General features: G+C 61.9%; 15 protein-coding genes and 1 riboswitch. Of the genes, 5 read left to right on the top strand and 10 right to left on the bottom strand.

Translation table 11 applies throughout. The features are described 5' to 3' along the window. Positions 1-31 precede the first annotated feature (31 nt). The 5 genes from ACM6G4_RS12630 to ACM6G4_RS12610 are packed head-to-tail and all read right to left on the bottom strand — an operon-like array spanning position 32 to position 4107. Positions 32-673, bottom strand: a complete 642-nt coding sequence (locus tag ACM6G4_RS12630; RefSeq protein WP_056720700.1) for an urea amidolyase associated protein UAAP2 — start codon at positions 671-673, stop codon at positions 32-34. An 11-nt stretch (positions 674-684) separates the two neighbouring features. Continuing rightward, positions 685-1410, bottom strand: a complete 726-nt coding sequence (locus ACM6G4_RS12625; protein WP_414913809.1) for an urea amidolyase associated protein UAAP1 — start codon at positions 1408-1410, stop codon at positions 685-687. Between the two features lie 13 nt (positions 1411-1423). Next, positions 1424-2212, bottom strand: a complete 789-nt coding sequence (locus ACM6G4_RS12620; protein WP_414913808.1) for an ABC transporter ATP-binding protein — start codon at positions 2210-2212, stop codon at positions 1424-1426. After that, entirely contained in the window at positions 2209-3024 is an 816-nt protein-coding gene (locus ACM6G4_RS12615) for an ABC transporter permease (RefSeq protein ID WP_056720695.1), read from the bottom strand. Before ACM6G4_RS12615 ends, ACM6G4_RS12620 begins: the two co-directional genes overlap by 4 nt. Before the next feature lie 15 nt (positions 3025-3039). Beyond that, on the bottom strand, positions 3040-4107 hold the full coding sequence (locus ACM6G4_RS12610; protein WP_414913807.1) for a putative urea ABC transporter substrate-binding protein: 1068 nt from the start codon (positions 4105-4107) through the stop codon (positions 3040-3042). A 60-nt stretch (positions 4108-4167) separates the two neighbouring features. Further along, positions 4168-4268: riboswitch (guanidine-I (ykkC/yxkD leader) on the bottom strand. Between the two features lie 282 nt (positions 4269-4550). Here ACM6G4_RS12610 and ACM6G4_RS12605 point away from each other — a divergent pair. Both ACM6G4_RS12605 and ACM6G4_RS12600 read left to right on the top strand, forming a co-directional pair. Continuing rightward, a complete protein-coding gene (locus tag ACM6G4_RS12605; protein WP_414913806.1) occupies positions 4551-4799 on the top strand; it encodes a hypothetical protein in 249 nt (82 codons plus the stop codon). 167 nt (positions 4800-4966) lie between these two features. Beyond that, positions 4967-5422 carry a hypothetical protein gene (locus tag ACM6G4_RS12600; RefSeq protein WP_082562875.1) on the top strand — a complete coding sequence of 152 codons (456 nt, stop codon included), beginning with the start codon at positions 4967-4969 and terminating at the stop codon, positions 5420-5422. A gap of 66 nt (positions 5423-5488) precedes the next feature. On the opposite strand, the gene ACM6G4_RS12595 is transcribed toward ACM6G4_RS12600, so the two are convergent. Then, on the bottom strand, positions 5489-6601 hold the full coding sequence (locus tag ACM6G4_RS12595; protein ID WP_056720689.1) for an enoyl-CoA hydratase/isomerase family protein: 1113 nt from the start codon (positions 6599-6601) through the stop codon (positions 5489-5491). 132 nt (positions 6602-6733) lie between these two features. On the opposite strand from ACM6G4_RS12595, the gene ung reads away from it, so the two are divergent. Continuing rightward, entirely contained in the window at positions 6734-7426 is a 693-nt protein-coding gene (gene ung, locus ACM6G4_RS12590; protein WP_007979816.1) for a uracil-DNA glycosylase, read from the top strand. A gap of 157 nt (positions 7427-7583) precedes the next feature. Here ung and ACM6G4_RS12585 read toward each other — a convergent pair whose 3' ends face one another. Genes ACM6G4_RS12585 through ACM6G4_RS12570 form a run of 4 tightly spaced genes read right to left on the bottom strand, consistent with a single transcriptional unit; the run spans position 7584 to position 11629 of the window. Next, complete coding sequence (locus tag ACM6G4_RS12585; RefSeq protein WP_056720686.1) at positions 7584-8624, bottom strand: AbrB family transcriptional regulator; 1041 nt, start codon at positions 8622-8624, stop codon at positions 7584-7586. After that, complete coding sequence (locus tag ACM6G4_RS12580) at positions 8617-10131, bottom strand: tripartite tricarboxylate transporter permease (RefSeq protein ID WP_056720684.1); 1515 nt, start codon at positions 10129-10131, stop codon at positions 8617-8619. The genes ACM6G4_RS12585 and ACM6G4_RS12580 overlap by 8 nt, the downstream gene beginning before the upstream one ends. 1 nt (position 10132) lies before the next feature. Beyond that, the gene (locus ACM6G4_RS12575; RefSeq protein ID WP_414913805.1) at positions 10133-10591 is read right to left on the bottom strand and encodes a tripartite tricarboxylate transporter TctB family protein; all 459 of its coding nucleotides are present in this window, start codon (positions 10589-10591) and stop codon (positions 10133-10135) included. Between the two features lie 60 nt (positions 10592-10651). Then, complete coding sequence (locus ACM6G4_RS12570; protein ID WP_414913804.1) at positions 10652-11629, bottom strand: Bug family tripartite tricarboxylate transporter substrate binding protein; 978 nt, start codon at positions 11627-11629, stop codon at positions 10652-10654. Positions 11630-12071: 442 nt separating this feature from the next. Here ACM6G4_RS12570 and ACM6G4_RS12565 point away from each other — a divergent pair, with 442 nt between their 5' ends. Both ACM6G4_RS12565 and ACM6G4_RS12560 read left to right on the top strand, forming a co-directional pair. After that, positions 12072-12743, top strand: coding sequence for a response regulator (locus ACM6G4_RS12565; protein ID WP_056720678.1), 672 nt, complete (start codon positions 12072-12074; stop codon positions 12741-12743). Beyond that, positions 12736-14124 carry a sensor histidine kinase gene (locus ACM6G4_RS12560; protein ID WP_056720677.1) on the top strand — a complete coding sequence of 463 codons (1389 nt, stop codon included), beginning with the start codon at positions 12736-12738 and terminating at the stop codon, positions 14122-14124. The genes ACM6G4_RS12565 and ACM6G4_RS12560 overlap by 8 nt, the downstream gene beginning before the upstream one ends. Positions 14125-14160 lie beyond the last annotated feature (36 nt).

Genomic DNA, 14160 nt, shown 5'->3' with positions numbered 1-14160 from the left:
GCGAACAACCAGCGACGCAACCGCGAGAACTTCAGTTCCATACCAACAGCTCCGCAGGGGTGGGGTTGTAGGCGTTGCAGGGGTTGTTCAGTTGCGGGCAGTTGGAGATCAGCACGATCACGTCCATTTCTGCCCGCAGGTCGACGTACTTGCCCGGTGCCGAGATGCCGTCCTCGAAGGTCAGGCCGCCGTCTGCGGTGACCGGTACGTTCATGAAGAAGTTGATGTTCGGCCCGATGTCGCCCTTGCCCAGGCGGCCATCATGAGCACAGGCGCGCAGGTAGTTGTCGCGGCAGCTGTGCATGTAGCGTTTTTCCAGGGCGTAGCGCACGGTGTTGCTCTCTTGCGCGCAGGCGCCGCCCAGGGTGTCGTGACGCCCGCAGGTGTCGGCGACGATGGTCAGCATCGGCTTGCCGAGGTTGGAATAGAGCACGCTGCCAGTGCTCAGGTACACGCTGTTCTGCCGACGCAGGGTGCGCTGCACGTCGTAGCGCTCCCTGGGATTGGCGACGCTGTAGAACAAGGTGTCGACAGCCTGGTTGCCCTCAAGGTCGAGGATGCGCAGGGTCTGGCCGGCCTTGACCTCCATCAGCCAGGGCTCGCCGGCGGGGATGGTGGCGCGGTAGACGGCGGTTTCAGGTGACTGTGGAGCGGTAGCGATAGCGAGTGACATGGCAGCGATCCTCAGGCAAACAAACGGTCGGTGTTGATAAAGCCGCGCTCGTTTTCCGGGCGCGAGGTGCGGCAGTGTTCGGCGACGCTGGCGTCGGCGTTCATCCAGCTGAGCTTCAGCGGTTTCGGTGCATATTCCGGCGCCGGGTCCATCGGGTGCTGCAGGGCTGTTAGCACCACCAGGGTGTCCATCGGCGCGTACAGCTCGATGTAGTCGCCAGCCTTGGAATTGCCCTCGACGAAATGGAAGCGCCCTGCGTCATCGACGTTCACGCGGCTGAACAGGTTGAGGGTCATCAGCAGGTCGGACAGACCCAGCCCCCACTTGCCCAGCTCCACCAACAGGTTGTCGGTACCGTTGCGGAAGAAGCCGTTGCGCAGTTCCTGGTAGCGGCCCGTGCCGTACTTTTGCGCCACTTCCTCAGCGCAAAGCACGCCGCCCAGGCTGTCGCTCCAGCCGCAGGTGTCAGCGGTGATGGCGGCCAGCACGCGGCCCATGTCCGAGTACAGGCAGTGGCCGGTGGTGAGCTTGGCGGTGTGTTGGCACTTGAGGCTGTCGGGCAGGTTCAGCCGTTCGGTTTTTTCATTGGCGTTGAGCAGCGTCAGGCTGACGTTGGCGCCACCACGCAGGTCGGTCAGGCGCAGCAATTGGCCGCGTTTGAGCACGAAGGAACGATGGCCGCCGCCGGGGAGCATTTCCTCGGCGAAGGGTGGGAACAGTCGGGTCGAATCTGTCATTTTCAGAATTCCTCTAAGCGATACGAAGCGTGCCTGCCAAAGGCGCCGGCAGGGCGTCGACGGCGGCACGGTGGGTGCGGCGGTCGCTGTTCAAAGGGATGTCATAGGTGATGCGCGCGCCATAGCGGCCGGGTGCATGGGGGTCGAGGCGGACCTTGTCGAACACCAGCAGGCGGGTGCCGAGGCTGAAGCCTTCGGACAGGTCATGGGTGACCATGAACACCGTCAATCGGGTCTCGCGCCACAGCTCCAGGAGCAAGGCGTGCATGTCTTTGCGGATGCCCGGATCGAGGGCGCCGAACGGTTCGTCGAGCAGCAACACCCGCGGCTTCATGATCAGCGCCTGGGCGATGGCCAGCCGTTGTTGCATGCCGCCGGAGAGCTGCGCCGGGTACTTGTCCAGCGAGTGGCCCAGGCCGACTTTGTGCAGCAGCACTGAAGCCTGTTCACGGGCCTGCTTTTTCGCGCTGCCGAACAGGCGACCAAGCAACGGTGAGCGCGGCAGTTCGAGGCCGAGGGCGACGTTGTCCAGCACGCTCAGATGGGGAAACACCGAGTAGCGCTGGAATACCACGCCACGGCTGGCGTCCGGCTCAGCGGCCAAGGGCTGGCCGTCGAGCAGGATCTCGCCGCGACTGGTTCGCTCCTGACCGAGCAGCAGGCGCAGGAAGGTCGATTTGCCGCAACCGGAGGCACCCACGAGGGTGCAGAACTCACCTTCGTTGACGTTCAGGTTGAGGCCTTCGAGCACCACTTGATCGGCGTATTGCTGCCAGACGTTTTTCACCGTGATGAAGCTCATTTTGCCGCTCCTTCATACCAAGGGAACGCGCGGCGGGTCAGCTGCTTGAGCCCCCAATCCATCAACCAGGCGAGCAGGGTGATCCACACCACGTAGGGCAAAATCACGTCCATCGCCAGGTAGCGGCGCACCAGGAAAATCCGGTAGCCGAGGCCGTCAGTGGAGGCAATGGCTTCGGCGGCAATCAGGAACAGCCACGCCGAGCCGAGCATCAGTCGCAGCGAGATCAACAGGCGTGGCAGCAGTTGCGGCAACACCACTCGCAGCATCAGGGTCCAGGTAGAGGCGCCGAGGGTCTGGGCCTTGATCAGCAACTCCACGGGAATTTCCCGGGCGCGCTGTTCCAGGTCACGGGCCAGCGCCGGAGTAATGCCGATCACGATCAGCATCACTTTCGACAACTCACCCAGGCCGAAGACGATGAACAGGATCGGCAGGATTGCCAGCGGTGGCACCATCGACAGCACGGTCAGCAAGGGAGACAACGGCGCACCGAACAACGGCAGGGTGCCGGCGGCGATGCCCAGGCACAGCCCGGCCAGGGCGCTGATGCCCAGGCCGATGGCCAGACGCTGCAAGCTGGACGCCGTGTCCTGCCAGAGCAGGTATTCGCCGGTGCGGCTGTCGGCCACGAAGGCCAGGCGTTTCACCGCATCGGTCATCTGCACGGCGCTGGGCAGCAGCTTGTCGTTGGGGTTTTCCGCCAGTCGCTCGGCCGAGCCCGTGAAGTAGGCGAACAGCACCAGGGCGAACGGCAGGATCACCAGCAGCAGGCGACTCGGGCGGTCCGGGTGACGGTTGATCAGGCGCATGGCCAGTTCTCCTGATTACAGCTTGGCGTCGGCGGCCATCTGCACGTAACTCGGGTCGAAGCGCAGCTTGAGGTTGCCCTTGTCGCCGCTGGTCACGCCGTTGGCGAAGGCCATGCCGACCGCGCTGGTGTCCTTGGCGCCTTCACCCAGCAAGCCGTGCTGGAAGGAGAATTCGGCGACCTTGCGCATGGTTTCCGGCAGTTGCTTGCTGGTACTGAACGCCAGGGCTTCTTTCGGGGTGGCGAACAATCTGGTGGTGTCCAGTTGCGCCTGGAAACCCGCCAGGTCAGTGCCCGAGGCTTTGGCCATGTGCTCCAGGGCGGCTTTGCTGGCGGCGTTTTTCGCGTTCATCAACTCGACCACTTCGAACCAGGCGCCGGTCAGTGCCTTGCCGAGCGCCGGGTTGTCTTTGAGGGTCTGGGAGTTGACCACCATCATGTCCATGATCTCGCCGGGGATCTGGCTGGAGTTGAACACTTCGGTCACCGCAGGCTTGGCCTTGATGTCCGAGAGCATCGGGTTCCAGGTGGTGACGGCGTTGACCTGATCGGTGTTGAAGGCTGCCGAGATATCGGCGTCGGAGGTATTGACCACTTTCAGGTCTTTTTCGGTGAGGTCCACCGAATCCAGGGCCCGGGCCAGCAGGTAGTGGGAGACAGAGAGCTCCACCAGGTTGATGTCCATACCCTTGAGGTCGGCGACTTTCCTGCCTTCGCCCTTGAGCACGATGCCGTCGTTGCCGTTGGAGAAATCGCTGACGATCAGCGCGGTGCTGTCGACGCCGCCGGCGGCCGGAATGGTCAGCGCGTCCATGTTGGTCATGGTGCAACCGTCGAACTGCCCGGCGGTGTACTGGTTGATGGATTCGACGTAGTCATTGAGCTGCACCACATCGATCTTGATGCCGTACTTCTTTGCCCATTTGTCGACGATGCCCTGGCTGCCGGCGTATTCCCAAGGCATCCAGCCGGCGTAGATCGTCCAGCACACGCTGAAGTGGTCTTTCTGTGCAGCCTGGGACGAGAAGCTCACGAAGGCGGTGAACGCCGCGGCGAGCAGGGCGGGTAAACGAAGCTGGGACATGGTGGTTCTCCAGTTGATCAAGGACGGACAGGAAGGCAGCGGCACCGCTAACGGTGGCTTGTCTCCCGGGCTTTTGTCCCGCCGTGTAACCTCAACTGGAGGTCGCCAACTCTCGGACCAGTCACTCGCGATTGCGAGCCGGAACCCTAGTCAGCCATTGCAAATTGTGGTGCCGCGAACCTGTAGTGACTCCTGCACGGCTTTACTAAAGCGAGAGGCGTGCCAAGTTGACCCGAGCGCTCTAGCGTGGGGGGCAGGAAGGTCGACGGTGCCGGTTGGAAAGGCGCACTGCCTTGTGATGGTGCGTTGGTGCACCGCATTGGAACCTGTCCGCCGCTGATCAGAAGGAGGGTGCAACGTCGCACTTGGCAGGGGATTGCCAGTCAAAACAGGTGTCAGTCGATGTGTTTCGACTGCTGTTACAGGTCTTTACGGAGGCCGCCATGTTGCGACGATTATTGTTAGGTGCAGTGCTTGGTCTTGGATTGTCTGGCTGCTACTACTACGCCGGTCCTGCCGACCCCTACGGGGGACCTTATTACTACCCCGGCTACTACTCGCCCTATTACTACGGTTACTACGGTCCACGTTATTACGGTGGCTATCGCACCTATTACTACGGTGGGCATGGTTACTACCGTGGCCACGGCGGTGGGCATCATGGCGGTGGACATCGCGGTGGCCATCATTGATCAGGGCGCGAATGGATGAAAAACCTTTCATCGGCCAGATGTTTCTACTTGTTTCGCGGACGCACCAGATTCCGAATTCGGTGTCTGATGTTTCGACAGTCAGCGAACATTTGACTGTCGCCTGCCAGCGTCGCTGGTGTGGCTTACCCGCGGTCCAGGAGGCCGCCATGCTCTGTCGAATTCTTCTGCTAGCTGTGTTTGGATTGTCCCTTGGTGGGTGCGTGCCTTATTACGATGAAGGAGGCAGTTACTACAGTTCCGAGGTCTATACCTCTCCATCGCCAACCTATTACGCCGGGGGGAGTTCCTACTACTCCAATGGTGGCGGTTATTACACACCGCCGCCCCGGTACTACGCGCCTCCAGCGCGCTACTACCAGCCGACACCGCGCTATTACTCACAGCCGCGGATCTATCAACCGTCGCGCTATTACTCGCAGCCGCGGATGTATCAACCCTCGCGCCATTACCAGTCGGCCCCTCGTTACAATCAGCCGTCTCGGGGTGACTACCGCATGCATCAGAACCATGGCTGGGACGGCCGTAGCCGCGGGAGCGGGAACAACGACTATCGCGGTCACGACGGTCGCGGCTATCGCAATGGGCGGGGTAACCACCGCTAATCATTAAACTGAATACAAAACCTGTGGGAGCGAGCAGGCTCGCTCCCACATTTTTATGCCCTGTCTTCAGTATTCCGACAAATCCGCCAGCGGATGTCGACCTTCCCACGCCTTGTGAAAGTGCGCTTCTACTACCGCGTCCGGCACGTTGTTGATGTCCGGCCAGTGCCAGTGCGGCTTCTGGTCCTTGTCGATCAACCGGGCTCGTACGCCTTCGCTGAACTCCGGATGCCGGCAGCAGTTGAGGCTCAGGGTGTATTCCATCTGGAAGACTTCGGCCAGCGACAGGTGGCGGGCACGGATGATCTGCTCCCACACCAGATGAGCGGTCAGCGGCGCGCCTTCGCTCAGGGTCTTGGCTGCGCGGCTCAGCAACAGGTCGGTATGGTCACGCAAGGCGCTGATGGCCTTCCAGGCGCAACGCACGTCGCTGACATCCAGCAGTTCGTCGATCTGCTGTCGGCGCGGTAGCCACTGGGCTTCGGGCATCTGTGCCACGGCTTCCTGCTGCAAGGCCTTGAGCAGGCTGTTGAGCTGCATGGGTGTCTGTTCCTGCCAGTTCAATTGCAACAGGCCTTCGATCAATTGCGGCTGCTGCTCATCGAGCAAGAAACGATCGGCCAGGTCCAGGTCGATGGCATCGCGGCCGTTCATGTGCGCTCCGGTCAGGCCCAGGAACAACCCGAGCTTGCCGGGCAGGCGCGACAGAAACCAGCTGGCGCCAACATCCGGGTACAGGCCGATGCTGATCTCCGGCATGGCCAGGCGGCTGCTCGGTGTAACGATGCGGGTACCTGCCCCTTGCAACAGTCCCATGCCGCCGCCGAGCACATAGCCATGGCCCCAGCAGATCAGTGGTTTCGGGTAGGTATGAAGTTTGAAGTCCAGGCGATATTCCGCCGCAAAGAACTGCGCAGCCAGTGGCGGTACTTCGCCCGGATGGACGCGACAGGCTTCCACCAGGCTGCGCACTTCGCCGCCGGCGCAAAAGGCCTTGGCGCCATTGCCGCGCAACAGCACGCAGACAATCTGCGGGTCCTTGGCCCAGGCTTCCAGGCGGTCGCGCAGGGCGTTGATCATTGGCAGGGACAGGGCGTTCAGGGATTTTTCGGCATCCAGGCTGGCGATGCCGATGCGTGCGCCGTCGGTGCCGGTGAGTTCTTCGAAGTGCAGATTCATCGTGACCTCGATCGGGAATTTGAGGGTTAAGTATGATCGCTGTGTGGGAAAGTGCCGGATCTGCATCAGATCAATTGACAAGCGTGATGCGCTTTCCTAGGGTTCGCCCCATTGTTTTTGCCGGATGTAACCATGACTGCTGATGACCGTATCAAACTCGAACCGGGCTGGAAGGAGGCACTGCGTGCCGAATTCGACCAGCCCTACATGGCAGAGTTGCGAAACTTCCTGCAACAGGAGCGGGCGGCCGGCAAGGAGATCTATCCACCGGGACCAATGATTTTCAATGCGCTGAATTCAACGCCACTGGACAAGGTCAAAGTGGTGATCCTCGGTCAGGACCCTTATCACGGCCCGGGCCAGGCCCATGGCCTGTGCTTCTCGGTGCAGCCGGGCGTACCGGCACCGCCGTCGCTGGTGAACATTTACAAAGAACTCAAGCGCGACCTGAACATCGACATCCCCAACCATGGTTACCTGCAGAGCTGGGCCGATCAGGGCGTGCTGATGCTCAACACCACCATGACCGTCGAGCGCGCCAACGCCAATGCGCACAAGGACAAGGGCTGGCAGTTTTTCACTGATCGAGTCATTGAAGTGGTCAGCCAACAGCAACCGCACCTGGTGTTCATGCTGTGGGGCGCCCATGCCCAGAGCAAACAGAAACTGATCGATGCCACCAAGCATCTGGTGCTGACCTCGGTGCACCCGTCACCGCTGTCGGCTTATCGCGGCTTCCTCGGTTGCGGGCACTTCAGCCGGACCAACAAGTTTCTGGAGCAGAATGGCGAGTCGCCGATCGAGTGGCGGTTGCCGCCGGTTTGATGGGAGTGTGCTGATTTTTGTGGCGAGGGAGCTTGCTCCCGCTGGGCTGCGAAGCAGCCCCAATTTCTGCAACCTGATTTCTTCTGACACACCGTGCATACAGGCTTTACGACTGCTGCGCAGCCGAGCGGGAGCAAGCTCCCTCGCCACAGGTCTATCAGGCTGAATCCGGATTCCGGTTCCAATACTTGAACAACGGCTCCGCCAGAAACAACACAAACAACAGCCGCATCACCTGCATCGCCGTCACCAGCGGTACCGACAGTTGCAGGGTTTCCGCCGTCAGGCTCATCTCGGCAATACCGCCGGGCATCATGCCCAAGGTCAGCGAACGCAGATCCAGATGGGTCAGCGCACTCAAGCCCAACGCCGCTGCCGTGGCGATCAACATGGTCAACACCGTGCCGACCAAAGTGCGCCCCATGAACGATGGCGCACGCCGGAAAAACTGCCGGTTGAAGTGACAGCCCAGACCGCTACCGATCAGCCATTGGCCAATCTGGCTGCCACCATTGGGCAAACCGATGTGCAGATCCCAGCCGATGCTGACTGCCGCGCTGACCAGCAAGGGCCCGAACAGCCAGGGGTTGGGTTGGCGCAGGCGTTCCCAGATCCAGGCGGCCAATGCGCCTGCCGGGAACAGCAAGGCCAGCCAGCGCCAGTCCACAACGGTGGCATGTAAAACCGGGGCACCATCGCCCAGTAAATACTTGAAAGCCGCCGGCACGCACAGCACCACCACCAACACCCGCAGACTCTGCCCCGCCGCCACGCGGCTGAGCACCGCGCCATTGCGGGCGCCGAGGTTGACCATCTCCCCGGAACCGCCGGGCATGCTGGAAAAGAACGCCGTGGCGCGATCTTCACCGGTGCGGCGCATCAGCCACACGCCGACGACCGCCGACAGGCTGGTGACCAACGCACCGAAGAAGATCAGACCGAAATGACTGAGTACCTGCTCCATCACCACTGGAGTGAAATGCAGGCCGATACCGATGCCGACGATCCACTGGCCGCACTTGCGGCCGCCAGGGATTTCGGCCAATTGCCAGGGTGTCAGGCAGCGCACGAGGATGATCGCCAGCAACGAGCCGACCATCCACGGCAAAGGCCAGCCGACCTGGCTGGCGAGGAAACCGCCCAGCAGGCCGACCAGCGGGGTTCCCCACCAGAGTTTGAGGGGGGACCGATCAGACATCGGCAATAACGCGTTGCGCGGCCGAACGTTTGCGCCAGATGCGGATGAGCGGCATCAGCAGCATGATCGCCGTCAGCACCCAGCAACCGAAGGTGATCGGGCTCGACCAGAGGATTTCCAGCGCACCGTTGGAAATCGACAGGGCGCGGCGCAGGTTCTGTTCCATCAGGCCGCCGAGGATGAAGCCCAGCAATACCGGTGACAGCGGGAAGTCCAGCTTGCGCAGGATATAACCGAAGATGCCGATGCCGATCATCAGGAACAGGTCGAACGTTGTCGCGTGTACCGCGTAGACGCCAATCCCGGTAATGATCGCGATCACCGGCACCAGTGCCCAGTTCGGCACGGCGAGGATGCGGGTGAAGATGCGGATCATCGGGATGTTGAGGATCACCAGCATCACGTTGGCGATGAACAACGAAGCGATCAGGCCCCAGACGATGTCCGGCTGCTGTTGGAACAGCAGCGGACCCGGAGTGATGTTGTACAGCGACAGGGCGCCGATCATCACCGCCGTGGTGCCGGAACCTGGAACGCCGAGGGTCAGCATCGGCACCAGCGCACCGCAGGCCGCGCCACCGATGGCGGTTTCCGGCGCCGCGAGGCCGCGCATGTCACCTTGCCCGAAAGTACCCTTGGCACCCGCCATGCGTTTCTCGGTCATGTAGGCGACGGCACTGGCCAGGGTCGCACCGGCACCCGGCAACACGCCCATGATGAAACCCAGTACGCCGCAACGGATGTTCACCACGAACACCGACGCCGCTTCCTTGAAGTTGAACATCATGCGCCCGGTGGCTTTCACCGCTTCCTGGCCGTGGTGGGTTTTTTCCAGCAGCAGAAGAATTTCGCTGATGGAGAACAGGCCCAGCACCAGCACGACGAACTGGATGCCGTCGGTCAGGTGGATGTTGTCCCCGGTGAAACGGTACACACCGCTGTTGGCGTCGATGCCGACGGTCGACAGGAACAGGCCGATCAGTGCCGCGATGAACGTCTTCAGAGGACGGTCGCCGGCCATGCCGCCGAGGCAGACAATCGCGAACACCATCAGTACGAAGTATTCCGCGGGGCCGAAGGCAATCGCCCATTTCGCCAGCAGCGGGGCGAACAGCACCATGCCGCAGGTCGCGATAAAGGCACCGATGAACGAGCTCCATGCCGACAACGACAGCGCTACACCGGCCAGGCCTTTACGGGCCATCGGGTAACCGTCGAGGGTGGTCATCACGGTGGACGCTTCGCCCGGGATGTTCAGCAGGATCGAGCTGATCCGGCCGCCGTATTCGCATCCCAGATATACCGCCGCCAGCAGGATCAGTGCCGACTCCGGTGGCAGGCCGAGGGCGAATGCGATCGGGATCAACAGTGCCACGCCGTTGATCGGCCCCAGGCCCGGCAACAGGCCGACCACGGTGCCGATCAGTGTGCCGCACAGCGCGGTCACCAGGTTGTACGGGCTCAGCGCGACGCCGAAACCCTGACCCAAATAGCCAAGAGTATCCATATCAGTTCTCCAGAACGTCGAGCACGCCCAGCGGCAGTGGAACGTCCATCAACTTGTCGAACAGCAGGTAGAGGCCGACGGCCATCAGGCTGATGATCACGATGCTTGGCACCCAGCGACCGCCATACAGACGGGCCATGGGCACGCCGATCAGGATGCTGGCGACGATGAAACCCAGGGGTTCGAACGTGCCGGCGAACACCAGCAACAGCAACACGCAGATGCCGATTTTGGTCAGGGTTTCGCGATCCAGCGGCGGCTCGTCAGCACTGTGCTTGATCGGCGCCGGACGGAACACCATGTACAACAGCGCCGAGCCCATCAGGCCAAGCATCAACAGCGGAAAGGCCCGAGGCCCAACCGGTTCGTAGGAAAAAGCCGCTTGATACGGCCACGCCATCAATGCCAGGCCGAGACAGGCCAGCAACAGCACCGAAGCAAAAATGCGTTGTAAGAGCATGGGAGAACTCCTGTGCCGCGACTCCGTGAAAGGGGAGCCGCAGCCGCTAGACAGAGACGATCACTGGATCAGGCCGAACTCTTTGGCCAGCACTTTGTAGTCCGCAACCTGCTTCTTCACGTAGGTGTCCAGTTCCGGGCCGGTCATGGCAAACGGGAAGAGCTCGCGCTGATCGCGCAACTTGGCGAAGTCTTCGGAAGCCAGCAGCTTGTCGAAGGCCGATTTCCACCAGGCATAGTCTTCGTCGCTGACTTTTGGCCCGAGGTAGAAGCCACGAACCACTGGCCAGACGATGTCGTAGCCTTGCTCGCGGGCGGTCGGAATATCCTTCATTTCCGGCTCGTCCAGGCGCTTGTCGGAGAACACTGCCAACAGGCGCATGTCGCCGCTCTGGATGTGTGGCATGGAGTCGGAAATGTCGGTGCTGCCGACCTGAATGTGACCGCCGAGCAGGGCGGTGGCGATTTCGCCGCCACCTTCGAGGGCGACGTAACGCAGGTCACGGGGGTTGATCCCGGCGGCCTTGGCGATCAGCGCGGTTTGCATCCAGTCCTGGCTGCCGACGGTGCCGCCGGAACCGATCACCACTTTGCTCGGATCTTTCTTCAGTGCCTGTACGAGGTCGTCGAGGGTCTTGTAGGGCGAATCGCTTTTCACCGCGATGGCACCGTAGCTGGTGCCGACGGCAGCGAGCCAGCGCACGTTGGTTTCATCGAAACGACCGAACTTGCCCTGGGCCAGGTTCAACAGCGAACCGCTGGACCAGGCCACCAGGGTGCCGGCATCGGCCGGACGCTGGGCGACCACCGCGTTGTACGCCACCGCGCCGACACCGCCGGGCATGTAGGTCACGCGCATCGGTTTGGTCAGCAGTTTTTCGTTGACCAGCGCGCTTTGCGCCAGTTTGCAGGTCAGGTCGAAACCACCGCCGGGCGAGGCCGGGGCGATGCATTCCGGGCGTTTTGGCTCGGCCATGAGTTGGCCGGCGAACAGCACACAGCTGGCGGCGAGGGCGAAACGGCGCATTGAACGATTCATTTTTGTCTCCACTGGAGTTTTTGTTTTTCGGGATGATTCAGGTGCGACGATTTCGCACGGCGCTGGCGCGTTCGAATCCGTACGGACTGAACGACGAGCAGCCGGCTTCGGCGCTGGCAAGCGTAAACATCGGGGAACGAGAGAAGGGGTGGGACGGGTAAGCCTGAAGCTGTATGGACAGCATGATGCAGTACCTCGGTTATTGTTCTTATTGGCGAAAACGCTTCGAGGCGTTTTTCGGTAGTTACATGTCAAAGCACGCTTTCAAACTACGATTCGATGGTTGGCAGTCGAAACCATCCGTGGGGCGACTCTAACGCCCCAACCTTTCGCTAACCTTTCATCGGGCTTTCACGGTTTTTTGGGCTTCACAGCGGCAATTGCGGCTGTAAACTCCGCGCCAAAGAATGGCGTCGGCCATCCCTGAACGAGGTAAAGATCCATGCGTGTCCTGCTCGTCGAAGACCATTTGCAGCTCGCCGAAAGTGTCGCCCAGGCGCTCAAGAGCACCGGGCTGACCGTGGATGTCCTGCACGATGGCGTGGCAGCCGACCTGGCGCTGGGCAGCGAGGAATACGCCATGGCGATCCTCGACGTCGGCTTGCCGCGCATGGATGGTTTCGAAGTGCTGGCGCGTTTGCGGGCGCGGGGCAAGAACCTGCCGGTGTTGATGCTGACCGCCCGCAGCGACGTCAAGGATAGGGTCCACGGCCTCAACCTCGGCGCCGACGACTACCTGGCCAAGCCGTTCGAATTGACCGAACTCGAAGCCCGTGTCAAAGCCTTGTTGCGCCGCAGCGTGCTGGGCGGTGAGCGCATTCAGCGTTGCGGTGTGCTGGCCTACGACCTGGAAACCCGGCGTTTCAGCCTTGGCGAAGAATTGCTGACCCTGACTTCCCGCGAACAGGCCGTGCTCGAAGCCCTGATTGCGCGCCCCGGTCGGGTGATGAGCAAGGAGCAACTGGCTTCTCAAGTATTCGGTCTCGATGAAGAGGCCAGTCCCGATGCCATCGAAATCTACGTGCACCGCCTGCGCAAGAAACTCGACGGCCAGCCGGTCGCCATCGTGACTTTCCGCGGCCTCGGTTACTTGCTGGAAAGCCGCGATGCATAAGCCCAGCAGCCTGCGCTGGCGGTTGCTGTGGAACCTGGCGCTGCTGCTGGTGGTGTTGATGCTGGCCAGTGGTTTGAGCGCTTACTGGAACGGCCGCGAAGCCGCCGACACGGCCTATGACCGGACCCTGCTGGCCTCGGCGCGAACCATCGCCGCTGGCGTCTCCCAACGCGACGGCACCCTGAGTGCCGACGTGCCCTACGTGGCCCTCGATACGTTTGCCTACGACAGTGCCGGGCGAATTTTCTACCTGGTCAACGACATCAATCAGAAGCTGATTTCCGGTTACGAAAACCTGCCGGCGCCACCGCCGGGAACGCCGCGCACCGATGACTATCCGGCGCTGGCACGTTTCTACAACGCGCAGTACCGTGGGCAGAACGTGCGTGTGGTGAGCCTGCTCAAACCCGTGAGCGAGCCGAACATGAACGGCATGGCGGAAATTCGCGTGGCGGAAACCGATGAGGCGCGGGTGAGCATGGCCCGCAGCCTGGCGGCCGACACCTTGCTGCGCCTGGGCATGCTGGCCATCGGTGCGTTGATGCTTGTGTGGTTTGCGGTGAGTGCCGCGTTGCGCCCGCTGGAGCGCTTGCGCACGGCGGTGGAAGAGCGCCAGCCGGACGATCTGCGCCCCTTGCCTCTGGTGGAAGTGCAGCGCGAATTGTGGCCGCTGGTGCGCGCACTCAATCACTTTACCGAGCGCTTGCGCGGCCAGTTCGAGAAGCAGGCGCAATTCATCGCCGATGCCGCTCACGAGTTGCGCACGCCGCTGGCGGCACTCAAGGCGCGCCTGGAGCTGGGCATGCGCTCGGCCGAACCCGATACCTGGCGCAGCACGCTGGAAACCGCCGCCCAAGGCACCGATCGCTTGACCCATCTGGCCAATCAGTTGCTTTCCCTGGCACGGGTCGAAAATGGCGCCCGGGCGATTGCCGAAGGCGGCGCGCAGTTACTCGATCTGAGTCAATTGGCCCGGGAACTGGGCATGGCCATGGCGCCGTTGGCCCACAAACGTGGTATCGCGCTGGCGCTGGAGGCGGATGAACCGGTCTGGCTGCGGGGCGAGCCGACGTTATTGAACGAACTGCTGAGCAATCTGGTGGATAACGCGCTGGCCCACACGCCGCCAGGTGGCAACGTGATTCTGCGGGTCTCGGCGCCCGCCGTGCTGGAAGTCGAAGATGATGGCCCGGGAATACCGCTTGAAGAACGCGATCGGGTATTCGAGCGCTTTTACCGACGCAATCAGCAAGTGGCCGGTTCCGGATTGGGTCTGGCAATTGTCGGTGAGATCTGCCGCGCGCATCTGGCGCAGATCAGTCTGCACGATGGTGAGCCCGCGGGGTTGAAGGTGCGGGTGAGTTTTGTTGCGGGGGATTGATGCAGCGTCTGTTCAGGCCCCTTCGTCGGAACGCCG

This window comes from Pseudomonas sp. IT-P258 (genome assembly GCF_949767825.1).
Lineage (GTDB): Bacteria > Pseudomonadota > Gammaproteobacteria > Pseudomonadales > Pseudomonadaceae > Aquipseudomonas > Aquipseudomonas monachiensis.
Note: the sequence above shows the minus strand (reverse complement) of the source record. Positions and strands in the feature narration are given on the sequence as shown.

Bases quoted from the DNA above. Each gene is read 5' to 3' on its own strand.
- ACM6G4_RS12620 (WP_414913808.1), bottom strand. From the start codon at position 2,212: ATGAGCTTCATCACGGTGAAAAACGTCTGGCAGCAATACGCCGATCAA.
- ACM6G4_RS12615 (WP_056720695.1), bottom strand. From the start codon at position 3,024: ATGCGCCTGATCAACCGTCACCCGGACCGCCCGAGTCGCCTGCTGCTG.
- ACM6G4_RS12580 (WP_056720684.1), bottom strand. From the start codon at position 10,131: ATGGATACTCTTGGCTATTTGGGTCAGGGTTTCGGCGTCGCGCTGAGC.
- ACM6G4_RS12565 (WP_056720678.1), top strand. From the start codon at position 12,072: ATGCGTGTCCTGCTCGTCGAAGACCATTTGCAGCTCGCCGAAAGTGTC.
- ACM6G4_RS12605 (WP_414913806.1), top strand. From the start codon at position 4,551: ATGTTGCGACGATTATTGTTAGGTGCAGTGCTTGGTCTTGGATTGTCT.
- ACM6G4_RS12595 (WP_056720689.1), bottom strand. From the start codon at position 6,601: ATGAATCTGCACTTCGAAGAACTCACCGGCACCGACGGCGCACGCATC.
- ACM6G4_RS12575 (WP_414913805.1), bottom strand. From the start codon at position 10,591: ATGCTCTTACAACGCATTTTTGCTTCGGTGCTGTTGCTGGCCTGTCTC.
- ACM6G4_RS12560 (WP_056720677.1), top strand. From the start codon at position 12,736: ATGCATAAGCCCAGCAGCCTGCGCTGGCGGTTGCTGTGGAACCTGGCG.
- ACM6G4_RS12610 (WP_414913807.1), bottom strand. From the start codon at position 4,107: ATGTCCCAGCTTCGTTTACCCGCCCTGCTCGCCGCGGCGTTCACCGCC.
- ung (WP_007979816.1), top strand. From the start codon at position 6,734: ATGACTGCTGATGACCGTATCAAACTCGAACCGGGCTGGAAGGAGGCA.
- ACM6G4_RS12630 (WP_056720700.1), bottom strand. From the start codon at position 673: ATGTCACTCGCTATCGCTACCGCTCCACAGTCACCTGAAACCGCCGTC.
- ACM6G4_RS12570 (WP_414913804.1), bottom strand. From the start codon at position 11,629: ATGAATCGTTCAATGCGCCGTTTCGCCCTCGCCGCCAGCTGTGTGCTG.
- ACM6G4_RS12600 (WP_082562875.1), top strand. From the start codon at position 4,967: ATGCTCTGTCGAATTCTTCTGCTAGCTGTGTTTGGATTGTCCCTTGGT.
- ACM6G4_RS12625 (WP_414913809.1), bottom strand. From the start codon at position 1,410: ATGACAGATTCGACCCGACTGTTCCCACCCTTCGCCGAGGAAATGCTC.
- ACM6G4_RS12585 (WP_056720686.1), bottom strand. From the start codon at position 8,624: ATGTCTGATCGGTCCCCCCTCAAACTCTGGTGGGGAACCCCGCTGGTC.